This window comes from Actinobacillus succinogenes 130Z, assembly GCF_000017245.1.
Classification (GTDB): domain Bacteria; phylum Pseudomonadota; class Gammaproteobacteria; order Enterobacterales; family Pasteurellaceae; genus Exercitatus; species Exercitatus succinogenes.
Window position 1 is genome coordinate 1,530,962 of record NC_009655.1, and the last position, 19,797, is coordinate 1,550,758.

19 protein-coding genes and 1 pseudogene are annotated in these 19,797 nt (G+C 42.0%); 12 read left to right on the forward strand and 8 right to left on the reverse strand.

What is annotated here, in order from left to right; translation table 11 throughout:
- Window position 1: 1 nt before the first annotated feature.
- Window positions 2-1,219 (reverse strand): molybdopterin molybdotransferase MoeA, encoded by a 1,218-nt coding sequence (moeA, locus tag ASUC_RS07195; protein ID WP_012073115.1) that lies wholly within the window; start codon window positions 1,217-1,219, stop codon window positions 2-4.
- A gap of 168 nt (window positions 1,220-1,387) precedes the next feature.
- Here moeA and xthA point away from each other — a divergent pair, with 168 nt between their 5' ends.
- From xthA to folC, 4 genes are all read left to right on the forward strand, one after another.
- Complete coding sequence (gene xthA / locus ASUC_RS07200; protein ID WP_012073116.1) at window positions 1,388-2,188, forward strand: exodeoxyribonuclease III; 801 nt, start codon at window positions 1,388-1,390, stop codon at window positions 2,186-2,188.
- Window positions 2,188-2,970, forward strand: a complete 783-nt coding sequence (locus tag ASUC_RS07205; protein WP_012073117.1) for a TIGR01619 family protein — start codon at window positions 2,188-2,190, stop codon at window positions 2,968-2,970. The genes xthA and ASUC_RS07205 overlap by 1 nt, the downstream gene beginning before the upstream one ends.
- A gap of 79 nt (window positions 2,971-3,049) precedes the next feature.
- Window positions 3,050-3,934 carry an acetyl-CoA carboxylase, carboxyltransferase subunit beta gene (accD, locus tag ASUC_RS07210; RefSeq protein WP_012073118.1) on the forward strand — a complete coding sequence of 295 codons (885 nt, stop codon included), beginning with the start codon at window positions 3,050-3,052 and terminating at the stop codon, window positions 3,932-3,934.
- Between the two features lie 9 nt (window positions 3,935-3,943).
- Window positions 3,944-5,251, forward strand: a complete 1,308-nt coding sequence (gene folC / locus ASUC_RS07215; RefSeq protein WP_012073119.1) for a bifunctional tetrahydrofolate synthase/dihydrofolate synthase — start codon at window positions 3,944-3,946, stop codon at window positions 5,249-5,251.
- A gap of 41 nt (window positions 5,252-5,292) precedes the next feature.
- On the opposite strand, the gene ASUC_RS07220 is transcribed toward folC, so the two are convergent.
- Window positions 5,293-5,937 (reverse strand): histidine phosphatase family protein, encoded by a 645-nt coding sequence (locus ASUC_RS07220; protein WP_012073120.1) that lies wholly within the window; start codon window positions 5,935-5,937, stop codon window positions 5,293-5,295.
- Window positions 5,938-6,071: 134 nt separating this feature from the next.
- Here ASUC_RS07220 and pepN point away from each other — a divergent pair, with 134 nt between their 5' ends.
- The 3 genes and pseudogenes from pepN to rnm all read left to right on the forward strand — a co-directional run bounded on the left by pepN (window position 6,072) and on the right by rnm (window position 10,676).
- Window positions 6,072-8,684, forward strand: coding sequence for an aminopeptidase N (pepN, locus tag ASUC_RS07225; RefSeq protein WP_012073121.1), 2,613 nt, complete (start codon window positions 6,072-6,074; stop codon window positions 8,682-8,684).
- A 53-nt stretch (window positions 8,685-8,737) separates the two neighbouring features.
- Entirely contained in the window at window positions 8,738-9,760 is a 1,023-nt protein-coding gene (pyrD, locus tag ASUC_RS07230; protein WP_012073122.1) for a quinone-dependent dihydroorotate dehydrogenase, read from the forward strand.
- An 83-nt stretch (window positions 9,761-9,843) separates the two neighbouring features.
- Window positions 9,844-10,676 (forward strand): annotated as a pseudogene (gene rnm, locus ASUC_RS07235) (RNase RNM).
- 38 nt (window positions 10,677-10,714) lie between these two features.
- On the opposite strand, the gene ASUC_RS07240 reads toward rnm, so the two are convergent.
- Complete coding sequence (locus ASUC_RS07240) at window positions 10,715-11,266, reverse strand: NAD(P)H nitroreductase (protein WP_012073123.1); 552 nt, start codon at window positions 11,264-11,266, stop codon at window positions 10,715-10,717.
- 261 nt (window positions 11,267-11,527) lie between these two features.
- On the opposite strand from ASUC_RS07240, the gene dapD reads away from it, so the two are divergent.
- The 3 genes from dapD (at window position 11,528) to ASUC_RS07255 (ending at window position 13,369) form a co-directional block, all read left to right on the forward strand.
- Entirely contained in the window at window positions 11,528-12,355 is an 828-nt protein-coding gene (gene dapD, locus ASUC_RS07245) for a 2,3,4,5-tetrahydropyridine-2,6-dicarboxylate N-succinyltransferase (RefSeq protein ID WP_012073124.1), read from the forward strand.
- Window positions 12,356-12,554: 199 nt separating this feature from the next.
- On the forward strand, window positions 12,555-13,016 hold the full coding sequence (locus tag ASUC_RS07250; protein ID WP_012073125.1) for a hypothetical protein: 462 nt from the start codon (window positions 12,555-12,557) through the stop codon (window positions 13,014-13,016).
- Window positions 13,017-13,099: 83 nt separating this feature from the next.
- Window positions 13,100-13,369, forward strand: a complete 270-nt coding sequence (locus ASUC_RS07255; protein ID WP_012073126.1) for a YcgL domain-containing protein — start codon at window positions 13,100-13,102, stop codon at window positions 13,367-13,369.
- Between the two features lie 188 nt (window positions 13,370-13,557).
- On the opposite strand, the gene ASUC_RS07260 is transcribed toward ASUC_RS07255, so the two are convergent.
- Genes ASUC_RS07260 through ASUC_RS07270 form a run of 4 tightly spaced genes read right to left on the reverse strand, consistent with a single transcriptional unit; the run spans window position 13,558 to window position 15,725 of the window.
- Window positions 13,558-14,400: a DNA adenine methylase gene (locus tag ASUC_RS07260; protein ID WP_012073127.1), complete on the reverse strand. Its 843-nt coding sequence runs from the start codon at window positions 14,398-14,400 to the stop codon at window positions 13,558-13,560.
- Between the two features lie 56 nt (window positions 14,401-14,456).
- On the reverse strand, window positions 14,457-14,666 hold the full coding sequence (locus tag ASUC_RS11395) for a Com family DNA-binding transcriptional regulator (protein WP_099045255.1): 210 nt from the start codon (window positions 14,664-14,666) through the stop codon (window positions 14,457-14,459).
- A 48-nt stretch (window positions 14,667-14,714) separates the two neighbouring features.
- On the reverse strand, window positions 14,715-15,413 hold the full coding sequence (locus ASUC_RS07265; protein ID WP_012073129.1) for a DNA-binding protein: 699 nt from the start codon (window positions 15,411-15,413) through the stop codon (window positions 14,715-14,717).
- Window positions 15,414-15,458: 45 nt separating this feature from the next.
- Window positions 15,459-15,725, reverse strand: a complete 267-nt coding sequence (locus tag ASUC_RS07270; RefSeq protein ID WP_012073130.1) for a helix-turn-helix domain-containing protein — start codon at window positions 15,723-15,725, stop codon at window positions 15,459-15,461.
- 238 nt (window positions 15,726-15,963) lie between these two features.
- Here ASUC_RS07270 and ASUC_RS07275 point away from each other — a divergent pair, with 238 nt between their 5' ends.
- Window positions 15,964-16,695 (forward strand): XRE family transcriptional regulator, encoded by a 732-nt coding sequence (locus tag ASUC_RS07275; protein WP_012073131.1) that lies wholly within the window; start codon window positions 15,964-15,966, stop codon window positions 16,693-16,695.
- Window positions 16,696-17,253: 558 nt separating this feature from the next.
- Here the strand turns inward: ASUC_RS07275 and ASUC_RS07280 are convergent.
- A complete protein-coding gene (locus ASUC_RS07280) occupies window positions 17,254-18,258 on the reverse strand; it encodes a LacI family DNA-binding transcriptional regulator (protein ID WP_012073132.1) in 1,005 nt (334 codons plus the stop codon).
- Window positions 18,259-18,489: 231 nt separating this feature from the next.
- Here ASUC_RS07280 and ASUC_RS07285 point away from each other — a divergent pair, with 231 nt between their 5' ends.
- Window positions 18,490-19,791: an MFS transporter gene (locus ASUC_RS07285; protein ID WP_012073133.1), complete on the forward strand. Its 1,302-nt coding sequence runs from the start codon at window positions 18,490-18,492 to the stop codon at window positions 19,789-19,791.
- The last annotated feature ends 6 nt before the right edge of the window (window positions 19,792-19,797 follow it).

The window sequence follows — 19,797 nt, forward strand, 5'->3', positions numbered from 1 at the left end:
TCTATGCCAATAGTTCGTTAAAAAGTTCGATGGTGACGGTTTCTCCTGCTTCTACGTTACCGCGTTCCCGTTCCAGCACGATAAAACAGTTGGATTTCGCGAAAGAACCGAATAAATGTGAGCCTTGGAAGCCTACGGGTTGAACCTGTAGCTGTCCGTTTTCGTTGACATGGTAAAAACCCCGTTGAAAATCCAAACGTCCCGCGGATTTTTTCAATCCGGTCGCAGCAACCGCCCGAAGTCTTGTCGGCCGGGAACAAGTCAGGCCGGATAATTTGGCAATAACGGGTTGAACGAGTTGATAAAAAGTCACCAGCGCCGATACCGGATTGCCCGGTAAACCGCAGAACCAAGCGTTATTCAATCGACCGAAGGCAAAAGGTTTTCCCGGTTTGATAGCCAGTTTCCAGAAGTTGATTTTTCCGACTTTTTCTAGCACGGTTTTAGTAAAATCCGCTTCACCGACCGAAACGCCGCCGCTGGTAATCACTAAATCCGCTTGTTTCTGCGCTTCTACAAACGCTTTTTCGAATGCTGTTTGATTATCCGGTAAAATACCGAAATCCAACACGTGACAAGGTAACTTTTCTAACATGAGTTTTACGGCAAATCGGTTGGTGTCGTAGATTTGCCCCGGTTCTAAAGGCTGCCCGACAGCAACCAGTTCATCTCCCGTTGACAGCAAGGCTACTTTTAATGGCGCAAAGACATCGACATCGCCGATCCCCAATGATGCGAGTAACGGCAAGGATACGGCATTTAATCGCGTACCGGCTTTCAGCACCGTATCACCTTGTTTCACGTCTTCACCGATGCGACGAATATTTTGATTTGCTTTAGGCAGGGCGGTAAAGGTTACGGTACCGTCATCATTGACATTCACGTCTTCCTGCATTACGACGGCATCCGCACCTTCCGGAATCATCGCGCCCGTCATAATTCTGATCGCAGTTTGCGCTTTCCATTCTCCAGCAAAAGGTTTACCGGCAAAGGATTTGCCTGCGACGGACAACGTCATGGATCGTATTAAATCCGCCAAACGTACGGCATAACCGTCCATTGCGGAATTATCAAAAGAGGGAACATTAATCGGTGAAATAATATCTTTTGCACAAATTCTATTAGCCGCCTGATGGATAGCAAGGGTTTCCGTTTTAGTCGGGGAAGGCAAGACCGAAAGCATTTGCTCTAATGCCTGCTCGAGAGAAAGTAAAGACATAACAATTCCTTTTTTTCAAAAAATTGGCGAAATCATAGCACAAAAGTGCGGTCACAAAAATGCTCGTTTCGGGGAATATGTTAGGGGTAAAAAGCGACGAAAAGAAGTTTCGTAAATCGTGGGAAAAATCAGTATAATAACCGACAATTTTGAGCAATTAGGAATGTTATGAAAGTTATCTCCTTTAACATTAACGGCTTACGCGCCAGACCGCACCAATTAGAACAGATTATTGATATTCACCGACCTGATATTTTAGGGTTGCAGGAAATTAAAGTGGCGGACGAACAGTTTCCCTATGAGATTGTGGCGGATTTGGGGTACCACGTTTTTCATTACGGGCAAAAAGGGCATTACGGTGTGGCATTGCTGACCAAGCAGGAACCCAAAGCCGTGCGTCGCGGATTTCCGACTGATAGCGAAGAGGCGCAACGACGCATTATTATGGCGGATTTTGATACGGATTTCGGTTCATTAACGGTTATTAACGGTTATTTTCCGCAAGGGGAAAGCCGGGCTCACGAAACCAAATTTCCGGCAAAAGCAAAATTTTATGCGGATTTACGCCGTTATGTAGCGGAGGATTTACCTTGCGATAATGTGGTGATTATGGGTGATATGAATATCAGCCCGACGGATTTGGATATCGGTATCGGAGAAGAAAACCGCAAACGTTGGCTGCGTACGGGCAAATGTTCGTTTTTACCGGAAGAACGGGAATGGTATCAGCATTTATACGATTTAGGTTTAGAAGATACTTTCCGCAAACTGAATCCGACGGCAAGTGATAAATTCTCATGGTTTGATTATCGTTCGAAAGGATTTAATGAAAACCGCGGTTTGCGTATCGACCATATTTTAGCCAATACAAAACTTGCGGAACATTGCACGGAAACCGGCATTGATTTAACTATCCGTGCCATGGAAAAACCTTCGGATCACGCACCGATTTGGGCGGTATTTAGCTGATGACAGATATAGAAAAAGAACAAAACTGGCAGACTTATCGTTCATTATTGAACGATAGGATCGCGATTTTTACGGCAAATCTTGCTTTATTCGCCGCATATCCGAATCCTCAGTTGGCTTCCGTAGTGCAATTTTCATTGCCTTACGAGCAAGATGAAAGCGGGTTGCCCGAAACAAATGAGTATCAAACGTTGATTCGCAAGATTTTTAAGGTATTAACCCAATTATCCGCTTTGCCGAATACCTTATTTGCCGGTCATATTATCAGTAACGGAATGGCGCGCTTGTATTTTTATACCCAAAACAGCGATGCTTTTCAGGCGGTGTTGGCTCAGTTTGATGATGTGGATAACGTGGAAGTCCAGCATGATTCCGATTGGGATTTATATTTTGATTTTTTGCTGCCTTCTCCGTTAGAAATGAAGATTAATGCAACGGAAGAAATCATTGAAATGCTGACGCAAAATAACCGTTCGTTAAGCGATACTTATTTGGTAGAACATACCTTTCATTTTGAACAAAAAGAAAAAATGCAGGCGTTTATTGAAAAAATGGGACTCAGTGATATTCCGTTTAACCAGATCCAATATACGGATCAACCTATGCGTCTTAATGAGGAAGATGATGAAGTTTATATGCTGAAACTGGAACAGGAATTGACGTTGGATAACAGCGATATTTTTATTTATGTGGAGTCGTTCGAGTACCTGGCAAAAGAATTTTCCGGTGAATATCAGGGATGGGAATGCGATAATTTAGTAGGCGATACGCAGCTAAACTAATAGGGGGTTAAACCTTACTGGCATAATGCCGGAAATTATGGTTTAATACGCTGAATTTTCATTGATTAACAGGTTAAACATGAGCTGGATAGATAAAATTTTTAGTAAAAAGCCGTCTTCGGATTCCCGCCGGGCGAACGTACCGGAAGGAGTGTGGACAAAATGTACGGCTTGTGAACAGGTTTTATACCGCGATGAGTTAAAACGCCACTTAGAGGTGTGCCCGAAATGCGGTCATCATATGCGTATTGATGCCCGCGAACGTTTGGAATATTTGCTGGATAAAGACAGCATGACAGAAATTGCAGCGGATTTAGAACCGAAAGACATCTTAAAATTCAAAGATTTGAAAAAATATAAAGATCGTCTTTCTGCCGCACAAAAAGACACCGGTGAAAAAGACGCATTAGTGGCGATGTCCGGGACTTTATACGGCATGCCGATTGTAGCGGCCGCTTCAAATTTTGCTTTTATGGGCGGCTCCATGGGCTCCGTTGTGGGAGCGAAATTTGTTCAGGCTGCAGAAGAAGCCATTGAAAAAAACTGTCCGTTTGTGTGTTTCTCCGCATCGGGCGGTGCCCGCATGCAGGAAGCGTTATTGTCTTTAATGCAAATGGCGAAAACCAGTGCCGTATTAGCAAAAATGAAAGAAAAAGGCGTTCCTTTTATTTCTGTGTTAACGGATCCGACCTTAGGGGGAGTCTCCGCCAGTTTCGCTATGCTGGGAGATTTAAATATCGCGGAACCGAAAGCATTAATCGGTTTTGCCGGACCGCGTGTTATCGAACAAACCGTACGTGAAAAATTACCGGAAGGTTTTCAGCGCGCCGAATTTTTATTGGAACACGGTGCCATTGATATGATCATTCAACGTTCTGAAATGCGTGAAAAACTAGCCAGCATATTAAGCAAGCTGATGAACAAGCCGTCACCTTTTTTAGAACCTGAGATTATTGCAGACTAGGTAAAAATCATGCAACATAATTTAAAAGCCACTTCGTCACTGAACGAGTGGCTTTCTTATTTGGAAAACAGTCATTTTAAAGCCATTGATTTAGGTCTGGAGCGGATAAAAACCGTTGCGCGGGAATTGAATTTATTGCGTCCGGCTCCTTATGTTATCACGGTGGGCGGCACAAATGGTAAGGGTACGACCTGTCGCCTGCTGGAAACGATATTGATTAATGCCGGCTATAAAGTCGGCGTTTATTCGTCGCCTCATTTAATTCGTTATAACGAACGGGTGAGAATTCAAAATCAGGAATTGGCGGATGACCGACATACGTCATCATTCGCTTTTATTAATGAACATAAAAACCGGTCGCTTACTTATTTCGAATTCAGTACGCTTTCCGCACTGTATTTATTCAAACAAGCCGAAGTGGATGTGGCAATTTTAGAAGTGGGACTGGGCGGCCGTTTGGACGCTACTAACATTGTTGATGCCGATATGGCGGTGATTACCAGCATCGATATTGATCACGTGGATTTTTTAGGTGATACCCGTGAAAAAATCGGATACGAAAAAGCCGGTATTTTCCGCGCCGGTAAACCTGTGATTATCGGTGAACCCGATTGTCCTCACAGTATAGCGGAATATGCGAAATCATTGAAATGTGCGGTTTCAAGGCGTGATGTTGATTGGTCGTTCACGCAACAGACTGAATCCTGGACATGGCAGAGCGGTAAAGTGCGGTTGGAAAATTTACCGTTTTGCCAAATTCCGTTACCTAATGCGGCGACAGTATTAGCAGCAGTTCAAGCGTTACCTTCTCATATTTCGGAAACGGTTATCCGTCAATCACTGCAGGAAGTGGAATTGATCGGACGTTTTCAAAAAATTAAACCGGCACAGTTATCCAATCTCGCAAAACCGGCTAATAAGCCTGTAAAAAGTTTACCGCAAATGATTATTGATGTCGGGCATAACCCGCATGCCGCGCGATATTTAAGCGAAAAACTGACCGCACTTCACGCGCGGATGTCAGGCCGAATGATTGCGGTTTGCGGCATTTTGAAAGATAAAGATGCTACAGGCATATTGACGCCGTTATTGCCGGTTATCGACGAATGGATTTGCGTGACTTTAACGGGCGAACGCGGACAAACAGGGGAGTCGTTAAACCGAAAACTACAAGCGCTGGATCCTGATATACGGACAAATGTTTTTCATTCCGTACAAGAAGGCGTTCAAAATGCGATTGAAAAAGCGCATGAAAATGACGTGGTGATTGTGTTCGGTTCGTTTCATACCGTCGGTGAATTTTTGCAGCTACTATAAAGCATACATGCTGAAAAGGCACGGTGAAAGTGCCTTTTTCATCATTCTAAATGACGGGTATCATTCACTTTCTCGACAATAAACCGCCCTGAATCCGACAGTCCGTTTCGAATATAATGCACAATATTAATGGATGTATTTTTCATCGATTCGCTAATGCCGGGATCGCGGTGGGTTTGCCAAGTGGCGCCGGCGAAAATAGCCATTAATAAGCGCACGGTATGGCCGTGAGATACTACCAAAATATTGCCGTTATCATGAATTCGAATAATGTCGTTAATGGCTTTCGTAGTGCGCTCGGCTAATTGTTGCCAAGTTTCTCCGCCGTTCGTCAAGGCTTTATAGTTAACAGGATCCGCGACCATTTGCTGGAATTCCCGGGTTTGACGGATTGATTCCACATGCGTGCCTTCCCATGAACCGAAATAATGCTCGTTTAAACCGTTATGCTGAAAAAGCGGAATATTCCGTTCGCCTAAAATATGATGGGCAGTATCGATAGTCCGTTGCAGACAGCTTGAATATGCCGCGACAAAGGGCACTTCATTTAATGCGAGCCCTGTGAGTTTTGCTCCTTTCACGCCTTCTTCCGTCAGGTCGGAGTTGCCCCAGCCCTGCATTAAACCCTGTTCGTTCCAAACCGTTCTGCCGTGACGGATAAGATAAAATCGAATATCTTTTTTCATGCTTGTTCCTTATTTCTCCTATGGCGGGATTTTACAGGATTCTTGCCGTAATGAAAATTTAAAAATACTTTGCAACTTTGGCTTAAAAAATTTATCCTAGACGGAAATTTTTTATCGTTTAACGGAATGTTTTTATGCAAGCGAAAGCCAAATACCGCAAAGATTATAAAACCCCGGATTTTACCGCAACGGATATTTTTCTTGATTTTCAACTTGACCCGCAGCATACCGTGGTCACCGCCAAAACCCAATTCCAACGTCTGAATTCCGAAAGTACGACATTACGCTTAGACGGTCACAGCTTCCAATTTGCTTCAATTAAATTTAACGGTAGCGATTTTTCCGCTTACAAACAGGACGGAGAAAGTCTCACGCTGACATTGCCCGAGGAAAGTGCGGACAATTTCGAGCTTGAAATTGTGACGATTCTGGTACCGGCCGAAAATACCTCATTACAGGGGCTGTATCAATCGGGCGAGGGGATTTGTACGCAATGTGAAGCGGAAGGGTTTCGCCAGATTACTTATTCATTAGACCGCCCGGATGTATTGGCGCGTTATCATGTGAAAATCACTGCCGACAAAACCCGTTATCCGTTCCTGCTTTCAAACGGGAACCGTATTGCAAGCGGTGAATCGGATAATGACAAACATTGGGTGGAATGGCAGGATCCGTTCCCGAAACCGAGTTATTTATTTGCGTTGGTCGCCGGTGATTTTGATCTGTTGCAAGATGAATTCACCACTCGTAGCGGTCGGAAAGTGGCACTGGAACTGTATGTCGATCGCGGCAATTTAAATCGCGCCGATTGGGCCATGCAAAGTCTGAAGAAAGCCATGAAATGGGATGAAGAGCGTTTCGGTTTGGAATACGATCTGGATATTTACATGATTGTGGCGGTGGATTTCTTCAATATGGGGGCGATGGAAAATAAAGGTTTGAACGTATTCAATTCCAAATATGTATTGGCCAACGCACAAACTGCGACGGACGAAGATTATTTGGCGATCGAATCGGTGATCGGACATGAATATTTCCATAACTGGACCGGTAATCGCGTCACTTGCCGGGATTGGTTCCAATTAAGTCTGAAAGAAGGATTGACCGTATTCCGCGATCAGGAGTTTTCATCGGATACCGGTTCCCGGGCGGTGAATCGCATTAATAACGTAAAATTCCTGCGTACCGCGCAGTTTGCCGAAGATGCCAGCCCGATGTCTCATCCGATTCGTCCGGAAAAAGTATTGGAAATGAATAACTTTTATACTATGACCGTTTATGAAAAAGGCGCGGAAGTTATTCGTATGATGCATACCTTACTGGGCGAAAAACGTTTCCAGCAAGGTATGCAGCTTTATATTGCGGAAAACGACGGTAAAGCCGCCACCTGCGAAGATTTTGTTTCTGCCATGGAACGAGCCTCCGGTGTGGATTTAACGCAATTTCGTCGTTGGTATAGCCAATCCGGCACGCCGAAATTAACGGTTTCCGACAGCTATGATGAGAAAAAACACAGTTATCAGCTTATTGTTTCTCAGCTGACGCCACCGACGGCAGATCAAATGGATAAGGTGAATTTACATATTCCATTGAAAATTGCCTTATATGATAAAAACGGCATTCCGATTAGCTTACTAAACAACGGTGAAGTCGTGAGTAATGTGTTGAACGTAACGCAAAAAGATCAGGTATTTGAATTCCATTCCGTCAGCTCGCGTCCCGTGCCTGCGTTATTATGCGACTTTTCTGCGCCGGTAAAACTGGATTATCATTACAGCACGGAACAACTGATTATTTTATTGAAATTTGCGCAGAACGAATTTGTACGCTGGGATGCGATGCAAATGTTATTCGCAGCAGAATTACGCCGTAATTTAACAGCCTGGCAGCAAAGCGAAGAACTCACATTTTCTGCGGAAATTTTGACCGCACTTTCCCACGTACTGGCGAATTATAAAGAAAATGTAGAACTTACGACCTTGCTTTTGACGTTACCGAAAGAAACGGAATTTGCCGAATTATTTAAAACCATTGATCCGGACGGCATTGCTACCGTGCGCGATTTTATGCAACGTACTATTGCGGAAAATTTACGTGCTCAGTTGCTTGAAACCTATAATGCCATTCTTCCGCAAGAGTATCGCATCGATATTCAAGATATTGCATTACGCGGGTTAAAAAATATTTGTCTGCAATATTTAGCCTTCTGTGAAACGGGCAATTTAATTGTCAACAAACATTATCTGCATGCGGATAATATGACGGATATGCTGGCGGCATTAACGGCGGCAACTAAAGCCCAACTCGGTTGTCGTGAAAATCTGTTGCGTGATTTTGAAGAAAAATGGCAACATGACGGACTGGTTATGGATAAATGGTTTACTTTACAGGCAACCCGTCCGGACAGTAATGTGTTGGAATTGGTACAGCATTTGATGATGCATCCGAGTTTCAATTTCAATAATCCGAATCGTCTACGGGCCTTAGTGGCAAGTTTTACCAACCAAAATCCGAAAGCGTTTCATGCGACGAACGGTTCGGGGTATCGCTTCTTAACCGATATTCTGATTAAATTAAACGAAACCAATCCGCAGGTTGCCGCTCGTTTAGTGGAACCGTTAATCCGTTTCAGCCGCTATGACAGTCAACGTCAAACCCTAATGAAGCGTGCATTGGAGCGCTTAAACGAAGTGGAAAATTTGTCCAAAGATTTATACGAAAAAATTGATAAAGCGTTAAACGCCTGATTGAAGAAGAATAATATTGTTAACCGTAAACAGAGAATCTTAGAGAACACAAGATGTTATACCCGCTTATCCGAAAAGGTATTTTTGCGTTAGAACCCGAAACTGCCCACAACTTGGCGATTAAAGCGCTGCATATTGCAGGTAATCCGTGGTTAAATCGTGCATTAAAAGCGTTACTCGGTTGCCCGCAAGGTACGGAAAAAACCGTGATGGGCATAAAATTTAAGAATCCTATCGGATTAGCGGCCGGTGCGGATAAAAACGGTGAAGCCATTGACGGTTTCGGTGCAATGGGATTCGGTTTTATCGAAGTGGGTACCGTTACGCCATTGGCTCAGGACGGGAATGCCAAACCGCGCCAATTCCGAATTGTGGAAGCGGAGGGGATTATCAACCGCAACGGTTTTAACAATTACGGTATCGATCACCTTATCGAAAATGTCAACAAATCCCATTATGACGGTACACTGGGGATTAATATCGGTAAAAATAAAATTACCCCTATCGAACAGGGCAAGGACGATTATATTTTCTGCCTGAATAAAGCGTACAATTATGCGCATTATATTACGGTGAATATTTCGTCACCGAATACGCCGGACTTACGTACGTTGCAATATGGTGACGCATTGGATGACTTACTGAAAAGTATTAAAGAACGGCAAAAAATTCTGGCGGAACAATATAACAAATATGTGCCTATCGCATTGAAAATTGCGCCGGATCTGACTGAAGCCGAATTGGTGCAAATTGCCGACACGGTACGCCGTCATCAAATGGACGGCGTTATCGCGACTAATACTACAATTTCCCGCGACACCGTGCAGGGGATGAAAAATGCGGCGGAAATAGGCGGATTAAGCGGTAAGCCGTTACAGCATAAAAGTACGGAAATCATTCGTCGTTTACATCGGGAGCTGAAGGGCGATATTCCGATTATCGGTAGCGGCGGCATCGACGGTGTGCAAAACGCACAGGAAAAAATCGCCGCCGGTGCCGAATTATTACAGATTTATTCCGGGCTGATTTACCACGGTCCGGCATTAGTCAAAACTTTGGTGCAAACCATAAAATAGCATTCGCCTTAAAGCGAAAAGTGCGGTCAAATTTCACCGCACTTTTCTGCTATGAACCATCTTATATTGCAAATTTCCCTAATATGACAGATAAAATTTACGATCTTCACACCCATAGTACGGCTTCGGACGGAATATTAACACCGACGGAATTGATTCAACGGGCAGCCGAACAACAGGTTAAGGTGTTAGCGTTGACGGATCACGACAGCATTTCAGGCTTGGCGGAAGTGAGAATTGCATCAAAAGCCGCAGGGATTCGGTTAATTAATGGGGTAGAGGTGTCAACGGAATGGGAAAACCGCGGTATTCATATTGTAGGGCTGGGATTCGATGAAACTCATCAAAATTTGACCGCACTTTTGCAACAACAGAGAGAAATACGTCATCAACGCGCGTTGGAAATCGGTTCGAAATTGGAAAAAATCGGTATTTCTAATGCCTTTGAGGGGGCCGAAAAACTCGCAAACGGCGAAGTTACCCGAGCTCATTTTGCCCGTTATTTGGTGCAAATCGGTGAAGTAAAGAACGAAACTCAGGCATTTAAAAAATATCTTGCTCAAGGCAAGCCTTGCTTTGTAAAATCCGGTTGGACGAGCATTCCGCAAGCTATTGAAGTCATTCATCAAGCGGGGGGGGGTTAGCCGTGTTGGCACATCCGTTACGTTATACCATGACTAATCGCTGGTTACGCCGTTTAATTGACGAATTCAAACAATGGGGTGGCGACGGCATTGAAATATCCGGCTGCGGGCAAACGCCGGATCAGCGCCATTTAGTCGCCCGTTGGGCAAATGAATTCGGCTTGTTAGGTTCTGTGGGATCGGATTTTCATTTTCCCTGCGGCTGGATTGAAATCGGCAAATCCTTGTTCTTACCTGAAAATGTCACTCCAATCTGGACGGAATTGGACTAAAAAAGCAGATAAATGATCTGCTTTTATTTGCAGAGCATTTAAAGATAACGCACGAATTTTTCCGGGTTAACGGTTTTGGGTTCCTTATCAGGTTGGCTTGTTGCCGTACCCAACATAATTAATGCCACCACTTTATCATGAGGTGCGCATTCAAAGGCTTGGCGTAGCGCGGAACCCTCCACCCATTTTCCCGTTATCCAGACATTATCAAAGCCTAAATTTTGTGCCGCTAACTGAATGCTGTAAGTGGCACAACCTGCGGTTAACATCTGTTCCCAGTCCGGTACTTTTTCGATAGTCTTATCGATTTTCGCTACAACTGCAATAACCATCGGCTGTCCGCAAATTTTTTCCGCTTTCGCCGTTTGTTTTTTGTCTAAATTTAACTCTTGCGCCGCTGCTTTTAATAGCACTTCAAGTCGTTTCAGTCCTTCGCCTTCAATGACAATAAAACGGTAAGGTTGCAGTTTACCATGATCCGGCGCTCGGCAGGCCGCCTGAAATATTTGCGCTAATTGTTCGGTATTCGGCGCAGGATGTGTCAGTTTTTTATTAGAGCGACGGTATAACAATAATTCTAAAGTATCCATTTTTATCTATTCCTATAAGTGCGGTTAAAAATCAGGTATTTTGTACATTATAAATTTGTTATTTTCAAGTTCGGTAGCAATAGAGGAGTGTGTTATTTTTTAATCTGCTGTTCGGTGAAGAAATACACAACCAGAAAAGTGGTAATGTCATAATGTTTTATATAGAACCGAGCGAATGTCAGAAGATAGAAAACAGATGAGTTTTGCTGAAAATATGGTAACATTATCGGCGAATTTTCATTAACTTTTATAGGAAATATTATGTCAAACTTACAAGCAGTCATTGAAGAAGCGTTTGAACGCCGTGCCGATATCACGCCTAAAACGGTAGATGCCGCTACAAGAGCAGCTATTGAAGAAGTGATCGAAGGATTAGACAGCGGTAAATTCCGTGTAGCCGAAAAAATCGACGGTGAATGGGTTACGCATCAATGGCTGAAAAAAGCCGTTTTATTATCATTTCGTATCAATGAAAACGAGATTATTGACGGTGCCGAAACCAAATATTATGACAAAGTAGCATTGAAATTCGCCGATTATAGCGAAGAGCGTTTTGCACAAGAGGGTTTCCGTGTTGTGCCTTCGGCTACTGTCCGTAAAGGTGCATATATTTCAAAAAATACGGTTTTAATGCCTTCTTACGTTAATATCGGTGCTTATGTAGGTGAAGGCACTATGGTAGATACTTGGGCGACCGTAGGTTCATGCGCCCAAATCGGTAAAAACGTTCACTTATCCGGCGGCGTCGGTATCGGCGGTGTACTGGAACCGTTACAAGCTAATCCGACAATTATCGGGGATAATTGCTTTATCGGCGCCCGTTCTGAAGTCGTTGAAGGTGTTATAGTTGAGGATGGTTGTGTTATTTCAATGGGCGTATTCATCGGTCAATCTACTAAAATTTATGATCGCGAAACCGGTGAAATCCATTATGGGCGTGTACCTGCCGGTTCTGTCGTCGTTTCCGGCAGCCTTCCGTCAAAAGACGGCAAATACAGTCTGTATTGCGCTGTAATTGTAAAAAAAGTGGATGCTAAAACGCTGGGTAAAGTAGGGATTAACGAATTATTACGTTCTATTGAAGAATAATTAATTCCCACTCCGGCCAAGAAAAACGGCGTAAATGCGAACTTTGCGCCGTTTTTTATAGTCTAATGTTATGAATAGACTGATTACGACGAAATAATGAAATAAAAATTTTGTTATATTTCAGTCAGTTATATTCAATATGCTACAATGTCGAAATACTTATATCAGCAGATATAATCACTTAAAATTAGGGGAAACAATGAAAAAATCATTATTAGCAACATTAGTATTGGGGTCTTTATTTGCAGTAACCGCTTGTGATCAAGCAAATGATAACGCTACGGAAGTTAAAGATGAAGCGGCTCAAACAAGCCAAGACATGAACCAGGGGATGGCGGATTCCAAAGATGCTATGTCTGAAAAAGCCGGTGAAATGAAAGACGCTGCAATGGATAAAGCTAATGAAATGAAAGACGCTGCAATGGATAAAGCTAATGAAATGAAAGACGCCGCGGTAGAAAAAGCTAACGAGATGAAAGACTCGGCAGTAGAAAAAGCCGGTGAAATGAAGGATGCCGCAATGGATAAAGCTGCAGAAATGAAAGATGCGGCAGAATCTAAAGCTACTGAAATGCGTGAAACAGCTTCAGATAAAATGAATAAAGCGGCTGACGCCGTTTCTGAGCAAAGCGAAGAAGTTAAAGATACCATGTCTAAATAGACTAAATAATTTGCTTTTTTCTTTGCAACGAATCCCAAGTAATTATAGAATTCTTGGGATTTTTTATTTTTCAGGGACAGTATATGTTGTGCGCGATTTATAAAAGTAAAAAGAAAGACGGAATGTATTTATATATAGAAAAACGTGATGATTTTTCCGTTTTACCGGATTCATTACGTGAAGCTTTCGGAATACCGGTATTCGTTATGTTGTTTAATTTGGTCGGTAAAAAAACACTTATCAATACGGACAACCGGGAAGTCATGGAACAAATTAAACAAAACGGTTTTTACCTGCAAATGCCCAAAAAAGATGATTGGTTATTTACCATCGAAAAGTCATGTGATCTGTAAAAATAATTTTACTGAAATAAGCACCGAAAGGTGCTTTTTTTGTGTCAGATAATTTTATACCTGGATGTAGCGTGGCGGAATTATTTGCATAAAACGGCGGAATTATTTGCATAGGTACATTAAAAAATCCATGCAAATAAAATTGAATTTTAACGCCTCTTTAAAACTCATTTAAAGGGGCATTTTTTTCAGAATTTAAACACCAAATTATCCTCATATTGACCTGAATAGCTTGCGGATGCATTAACCGCTATGCGGTGGCAATTATCGAATGAGCGCCAGTTATCTGCCTTACTATCAATCATATAATCAATAAATCGAATAAACTCGCTTTTGGTTGAACTGAAAAATATATACGGAGGCTTTGTGAGATTGATTAATTTTAAAAAATCGATTAAATCAAAATAAGTCGCTTGTTTATAACTATCTTGTCGAGTACATAAGTACGGCGGATCCAGTATTAACAACACCTTATCTTTGCCAGCGAATCGAGGTATAAGCGAATCGAAGGATTCGTTGGTTACCGTTATACCCTCAAGATAACCGTCTGCTTCGGGATAATCACTCTTTCGTATACAATGCCAAAAATCACGGTTGAATAACTCCGTAAAATTCCCTACTTGTTGCCCGCTAAACAATAGCCAAGATGATAGACAGTTAAGGTCTTTATATCCATCGAAATTTTGAATTACGTGGATAACATCCGATTTTAACGCTTTGGATAAACGCTTATTTTTAGGTGCGGCGTTGTCAACTAAAGCATATAAATCTGCGCGTAGCCGATTAATATCCCCGATGTGTTGCAATCGTTCCGAATATCCGTCAAAGTCATTATAGATAACTGTCGCAGCGGATTTTGTGTTTCTGGCAGTATGGCTCAATAAACCAGATCCGCCAAATACATCCACAATAGTCCAGCCATCACCATTATTGGCTATATGCTGATTTAAGATTTTTCTGAAGTGTTGTAGGAACATCCGTTTTTGACCTACAAAAGGTAACGGAGCTTGATTGAATTGTTTGCTTGCCATATAAGATCCTCTTTATGGCACTCCGATACTCTAGGTACTCCGGCACTCGCAAACATTTAGTATTTATTAATTGTCTTACAACGTACACATTTTATTTCTAAAAATTGTACGTTTTTAGTTCTTGCTAATAATTTATTGCAACATTTGCAACGAATCTCTTTTAATCCTTGCATATAGTATCCCTTTTGCGGTTTTGATATAATCCGCCTGCCGAGCTCGGTAGGCGGCATATAGCTATATGCAGGTCGTATCTGCGTAGCTGGCATTATTGGTGTTCCCGCACCGATAATGTCGCCGTCTTTATTTGGTAATGTCTAATTCGCTTGCACAGTCGGCATAAAAAGAGCCATCTGCATTATGCCAATGCACCGCCGGTAATTCATCGCCAGTTTGCGATACACCGCTAAAAATTCTGGTAACCATTGCAATTCTTCCGCTTTTTTCGCTTGGCGTTGGCTTGGGGCTAAGGCTTTTAAACGGTCTTCGGCATTGTCAGCTTTGTGATAATCAATCACCCACTGATTCAGTGTTCTGACCGATAACACGCGCCCACAACCGTTGCCGTTTTTAGCGTTCGCAGTTTCCACTAAGTCCATTAAATCTGCCGATAATTGACCGCACTTTGCGGATTCACAAAGATAAGTCACCGCTTTAATCCGGCTCATACTTTGCTCAAGCTGGCTGACAGCTGCCACTAATGCCATGCGGGCGTCTGCCACTTCGCGTTGTTTGGTTGTTAAAGAACTTAGGTCAACATCGCGCACCACAGGTAAGCTTGGCTTTTTGTTCACCACCGCAACGGCAAATTTATTGCGGATTTCATCTTGGATTTCTTGGGGTAGGCTGGCGAGTTCGTATTCAACTCCGCCACCACGTCCACCGCGTTTTCTGTAGCTACAATTTTCGCGTTTGAATAATGCCTGAATATTTTTGGGGGCTTGTGGTAAGCTACTTATTCCCATTTCGGCATATTCGTAAACGGAATAATGCGTTTTTAAACTTAAACCTCTCATAAATGATCCTTTTTGTATCTTTTACGGTTAAATTCATTTATGATGCTAAAACTTATTGGTTAAAGTTGGCTTTCTATTACGTTCTGCAAAACGTTCTGCCCAGATAATTTCTGGCGCAATTCCGATTGCATTAGCAACTAGGCGCTCCATTTTTGGATAGGATTTATCAAATACAGTTTTCAAAGTGCTATAACTGACATTTCCTTCGGCTGCTAAAGATCGTAATGTCCAACCACGTTTTTTGAGTTCCGCAAGAATATCGGCTCTATGCCAATTTACTGCGGTTTTTTCATGGCTTTCTAATACACTCATTTAATACTCCTTTTTTGATGTATCTCTTGTGGTGTATATTAGCCGTAATAGTTGTAGTTTGTCAACTATTAATTCACCGTAATAGTTATATTTTTGGAAATTTATTTCAAATTTGGAATATTCACAACGTAATCAATAACTTAAATAAACTATTACGGCAAGTTTATTTTTATAAAACTCCGTAATAGTTTGTTTTATGTAACTATTACGGCAAAAAAGTTTAAAAAGAGGGTCAAAAATGGCAAATGAAGACAATTTCCCCGAAAGAATTGAATTAGTAATTAATAAACTAAATGGTCCAAGTGAGTTCTCCAGGCAAACAGGTGTAACGCTATCGACAATAACAAGATGGCGCAAAGGCGAAGCTGATCCATCACGCACAAATCTGATAAAGATAGCGGAAGCGGCTAATGTCAACTTAGAATGGCTTGCCACAGGCAAAGGCAGCGCGGACAACACGGCGACGCTGGATGAAAGAACGGATGGAGTGGGCGAGATAACGGCTTATAATTCGCGTAGCGTTGCCAGATATGAAGAGTTTGTGAACCAGTTTGAGTTTATTCCGATGCATAATGATATCGTGGTTTCTGCGGGCGCTGGCGGTTACAACGAAGAAGAGTACGACCCGAATAACGTGTTGGCATTTCGCAAGGACTGGTTGCAATCTAAGGGTGTTAAAGCCAAAAACTGCGAGGTGTATTTCGCCACGGGCGATAGTATGTACCCAACGATTCAAGACAAGGACTTGTTACTCATAGACCATTCGCGCAACATTCTGCAAGACGGCAAAGTATTTGTGATAAACAACGGTGGGCGATTGCTGGTTAAACGCGTACAACTGCAATTTGGCAGCGTTAAGCTTATCAGCGACAATGCAAGCCTGTACGAGCCTGTTATCGTCCCTGAGGCAGAGCTGGACGCGCTTATTGTGCTGGGCGAAGTAATGCACATCGGGCACGACTTGGCGTAACAAAAAGGGTTAAGCAAACACTTAACCCTTTAAATTTTTGACCGCACTTTTTTAAATTTTAAACCCGTTTTAAAAACTATTTAAAAACTGATCACATCTATGCAAATAAAAGTGCATTTTCTGCCTATTTTTGTTCATTTTTAAACATTTTCTTTTTTTGCATAGCTTCATCCTTTAAAACCCGCCAAAGCCTTATAAATCAAGCCACCAAGCCAATTTTTCCGACCAAATTTTTTTATTTTTATCTATGCAAATATTGTTAGTACCCCACATGGACTCCAAGGATAAATTATATGTTCATTGTTACCGTAACTAATTTCGCATAATGTATATTATGTTAAATAAATTAAATATGCGTCACAATGCTGTTTATGACTTATCACTCTCTCGTTAATTATGGGTTGGCTATAGGCTGATTTGAATTTTCACTGGAAAAAATTTGATAGATAAAAAAATGACGATGACGGTACGCAAAAAATAATCAATGTTTGTACACGTTAATCGCCAGATTTTACGTAAGTGAATTTAAGGAATTTGAGTATTTTTAAATTTTTCCGGTTAACAGGATTTCCCCATAATTAACGGACAAGTAATTTTGCGGCATTCAAAATCCTTACGGCCTTCAATTAAATGTAGCGCCGCTTGTTCGCCCATTGCATAATGCGGCAATTCTACAGTAGTTAATGAGGGCACAAATAAATGCGCCACGCCGACCATGTTGTCATAGCCCGTTACAGCAATATCTTCCGGAATACGGTAGCCGTGACCGAGTAATAATTGATAGGCAACAAAAGCAATTCGGTCATTGCCGCACACAATCACATCATAATCGATTTTTTTGTGACGTTGTAGCAAATCTAATAGCGGTTTTGCTCCTTCAAAATAATCCTCCCCATCTGCTTGCATAAAATAATGGCTTATTTGAACCGCACTTTTTTTATTTTTTTCTGTAAAAAACGCTTGTTCGAAACCTTTTTTACGTGCTTTGGTCGCAATGTAGTTATATGGAATATGCAAACATAACGGTTTTTGGTACCCTTTTCCCGCTAACAATTTGCCGATTTCATGTTGTCCTTGATAATCATCCGGTATATAACACGCCACAGGAAAATCATCAGTGACGCAATTAGCCAGTACTATAGAAAATTGATGTAGCCTCTTAGGAATTTTTATCTTTTTCAGCCCATTTCGCGCGATGATAATACCGTTGGGACGGTGAGAAATCAGCTGCTCCACAGCCTGTTCCATCTCCGCTTCATCGTTTTCAAAAGTGTTAATCACATATGAATGCCATCCAAATTTTCGGACAGTCTTCTCTATTGCCAGTAAAATATCTACAGAAAACGGCGTAGTTGCCGTGCCAAGGGATAATACGCCGATGGTCTTCCCTGCTGCACCACGGATATTTTGTGCAGCGAAATTCGGTACGTAACCAAGTTTATCGATGGCTTGCTTAACCGCTTGGTAAGTTTTATCCGATAATTTATCAGGGTTATTGAGCGCCCGCGATACCGTCATCAACGATACGCCTGCTAATTGCGCTACATCTTTGAGTGATGCCATTTCCCCTCCTGTTACTGACCATACTTTTATTTATTCATTCACATCATACATTTTTCTTGCTCTATTGTTAACGTTAACCTTGAGATATGTGATCAACTTCTCATATTTTAAAATGTTAACGTTAAAATTCGTGATCTAAATCACAAAATATGAATTATCAGTTTGTTTTAATAGAATGGTAACGTTAACATTTGCGCCAATTCAAGAAAATCTCAGTAAAAGGAGTTAGAAATGGAAAATAATTCTGCCACTCGAGCCTATTATTTGACTAACCGTAATTACTGGTTATTCAGCGGCTATTTCTTTGTATTTTTCTTTATTATGGCAACCTGCTATCCGTTTCTCGGAATTTGGCTCGGTGATATCAACGGTTTATCGGGTGAAAATGCAGGCATGGTATTTGCCATGATGTCGTTTTTCGCACTCTGCTTTCAACCTGTGTTCGGTTATGTTTCGGATAAACTCGGCGTACGAAAACATTTACTTTGGATTTTAGCGTTCACTCTTATTTTTTATGCCCCTTTCTTTATTTATGTGTTCGCGCCTCTGCTTAAAACCGATATTTGGCTCGGGTCTATTATAGGCGGTGCTTATATAGGTTTTGTATTCCAGGCCGGTACGCCGGCATCGGAAGCCTACATTGAGCGCATTAGTCGCCGCAGTCGGTTTGAATACGGTCGTGCACGGATGTTTGGAATGTTCGGCTGGGCAATTTGCGCATCCATCGCGGGTAATCTGTACGGTTCTAATCCTGATTATGTATTCTGGCTGGGGTCTGCAGCTTCATTTATTCTGCTTATTTTAATCTTCCTTGCCAAACCGACCGAAAGTGAAACAACCAAAGTTGTTGAACGGCTTGTTAACAATAAAAATCCTGTTACGCTTAAGCAAGCGGTTATGATTTTTAAACGACCTAAGTTTTGGGCATTATTAGCATACGTAGTCGGTGTCGCATGTATCTATGACATTTTCGACCAACAATTCGGTAACTTCTTCAATACATTCTTTGCATCGCACGCAGAAGGTATTCAAATGTTTGGTTATGTTACCACCGCAGGCGAAATGCTGAACGCCTTGATTATGTTTTTCGTGCCGCTTATCATCAACCGCATCGGCGCCAAAAATGCCTTATTAATCGCAGGTACTATTATGAGCATACGGATTATCGGCTCGTCATTTGCTACCCAAGCATGGCACGTCATTGTTCTTAAAACTTTGCACATGTTTGAAGTACCCTTTTATCTGGTCGGCGTATTCAAATATATCGCCAACACTTTCGAGTTACATTTTTCCGCCACTATTTATCTGGTTGCGTGCCACTTCACCAAACAAGTCGGCAATATGCTCGTATCGCCGATCGTCGGCACCGGTTATGACTTATACGGCTATCAGCACACTTACTTTATTTTAGGTTGTATAGCTGTTACATTTACCCTAATTTCCGCGTTCACACTAACAGGCAAAATACCGCTTACAGAGCGCTATCAATTACAAAAACGCAACGCACAATCCCGTCCGATTTTTAATAAATAAGGAGTT

Bases quoted from the DNA above. Each gene is read 5' to 3' on its own strand.
- moeA (WP_012073115.1), bottom strand. From the start codon at position 1,219: ATGTCTTTACTTTCTCTCGAGCAGGCATTAGAGCAAATGCTTTCGGTC.
- xthA (WP_012073116.1), top strand. From the start codon at position 1,388: ATGAAAGTTATCTCCTTTAACATTAACGGCTTACGCGCCAGACCGCAC.
- ASUC_RS07205 (WP_012073117.1), top strand. From the start codon at position 2,188: ATGACAGATATAGAAAAAGAACAAAACTGGCAGACTTATCGTTCATTA.
- accD (WP_012073118.1), top strand. From the start codon at position 3,050: ATGAGCTGGATAGATAAAATTTTTAGTAAAAAGCCGTCTTCGGATTCC.
- folC (WP_012073119.1), top strand. From the start codon at position 3,944: ATGCAACATAATTTAAAAGCCACTTCGTCACTGAACGAGTGGCTTTCT.
- ASUC_RS07220 (WP_012073120.1), bottom strand. From the start codon at position 5,937: ATGAAAAAAGATATTCGATTTTATCTTATCCGTCACGGCAGAACGGTT.
- pepN (WP_012073121.1), top strand. From the start codon at position 6,072: ATGCAAGCGAAAGCCAAATACCGCAAAGATTATAAAACCCCGGATTTT.
- pyrD (WP_012073122.1), top strand. From the start codon at position 8,738: ATGTTATACCCGCTTATCCGAAAAGGTATTTTTGCGTTAGAACCCGAA.
- ASUC_RS07240 (WP_012073123.1), bottom strand. From the start codon at position 11,266: ATGGATACTTTAGAATTATTGTTATACCGTCGCTCTAATAAAAAACTG.
- dapD (WP_012073124.1), top strand. From the start codon at position 11,528: ATGTCAAACTTACAAGCAGTCATTGAAGAAGCGTTTGAACGCCGTGCC.
- ASUC_RS07250 (WP_012073125.1), top strand. From the start codon at position 12,555: ATGAAAAAATCATTATTAGCAACATTAGTATTGGGGTCTTTATTTGCA.
- ASUC_RS07255 (WP_012073126.1), top strand. From the start codon at position 13,100: ATGTTGTGCGCGATTTATAAAAGTAAAAAGAAAGACGGAATGTATTTA.
- ASUC_RS07260 (WP_012073127.1), bottom strand. From the start codon at position 14,400: ATGGCAAGCAAACAATTCAATCAAGCTCCGTTACCTTTTGTAGGTCAA.
- ASUC_RS11395 (WP_099045255.1), bottom strand. From the start codon at position 14,666: ATGCCAGCTACGCAGATACGACCTGCATATAGCTATATGCCGCCTACC.
- ASUC_RS07265 (WP_012073129.1), bottom strand. From the start codon at position 15,413: ATGAGAGGTTTAAGTTTAAAAACGCATTATTCCGTTTACGAATATGCC.
- ASUC_RS07270 (WP_012073130.1), bottom strand. From the start codon at position 15,725: ATGAGTGTATTAGAAAGCCATGAAAAAACCGCAGTAAATTGGCATAGA.
- ASUC_RS07275 (WP_012073131.1), top strand. From the start codon at position 15,964: ATGGCAAATGAAGACAATTTCCCCGAAAGAATTGAATTAGTAATTAAT.
- ASUC_RS07280 (WP_012073132.1), bottom strand. From the start codon at position 18,258: ATGGCATCACTCAAAGATGTAGCGCAATTAGCAGGCGTATCGTTGATG.
- ASUC_RS07285 (WP_012073133.1), top strand. From the start codon at position 18,490: ATGGAAAATAATTCTGCCACTCGAGCCTATTATTTGACTAACCGTAAT.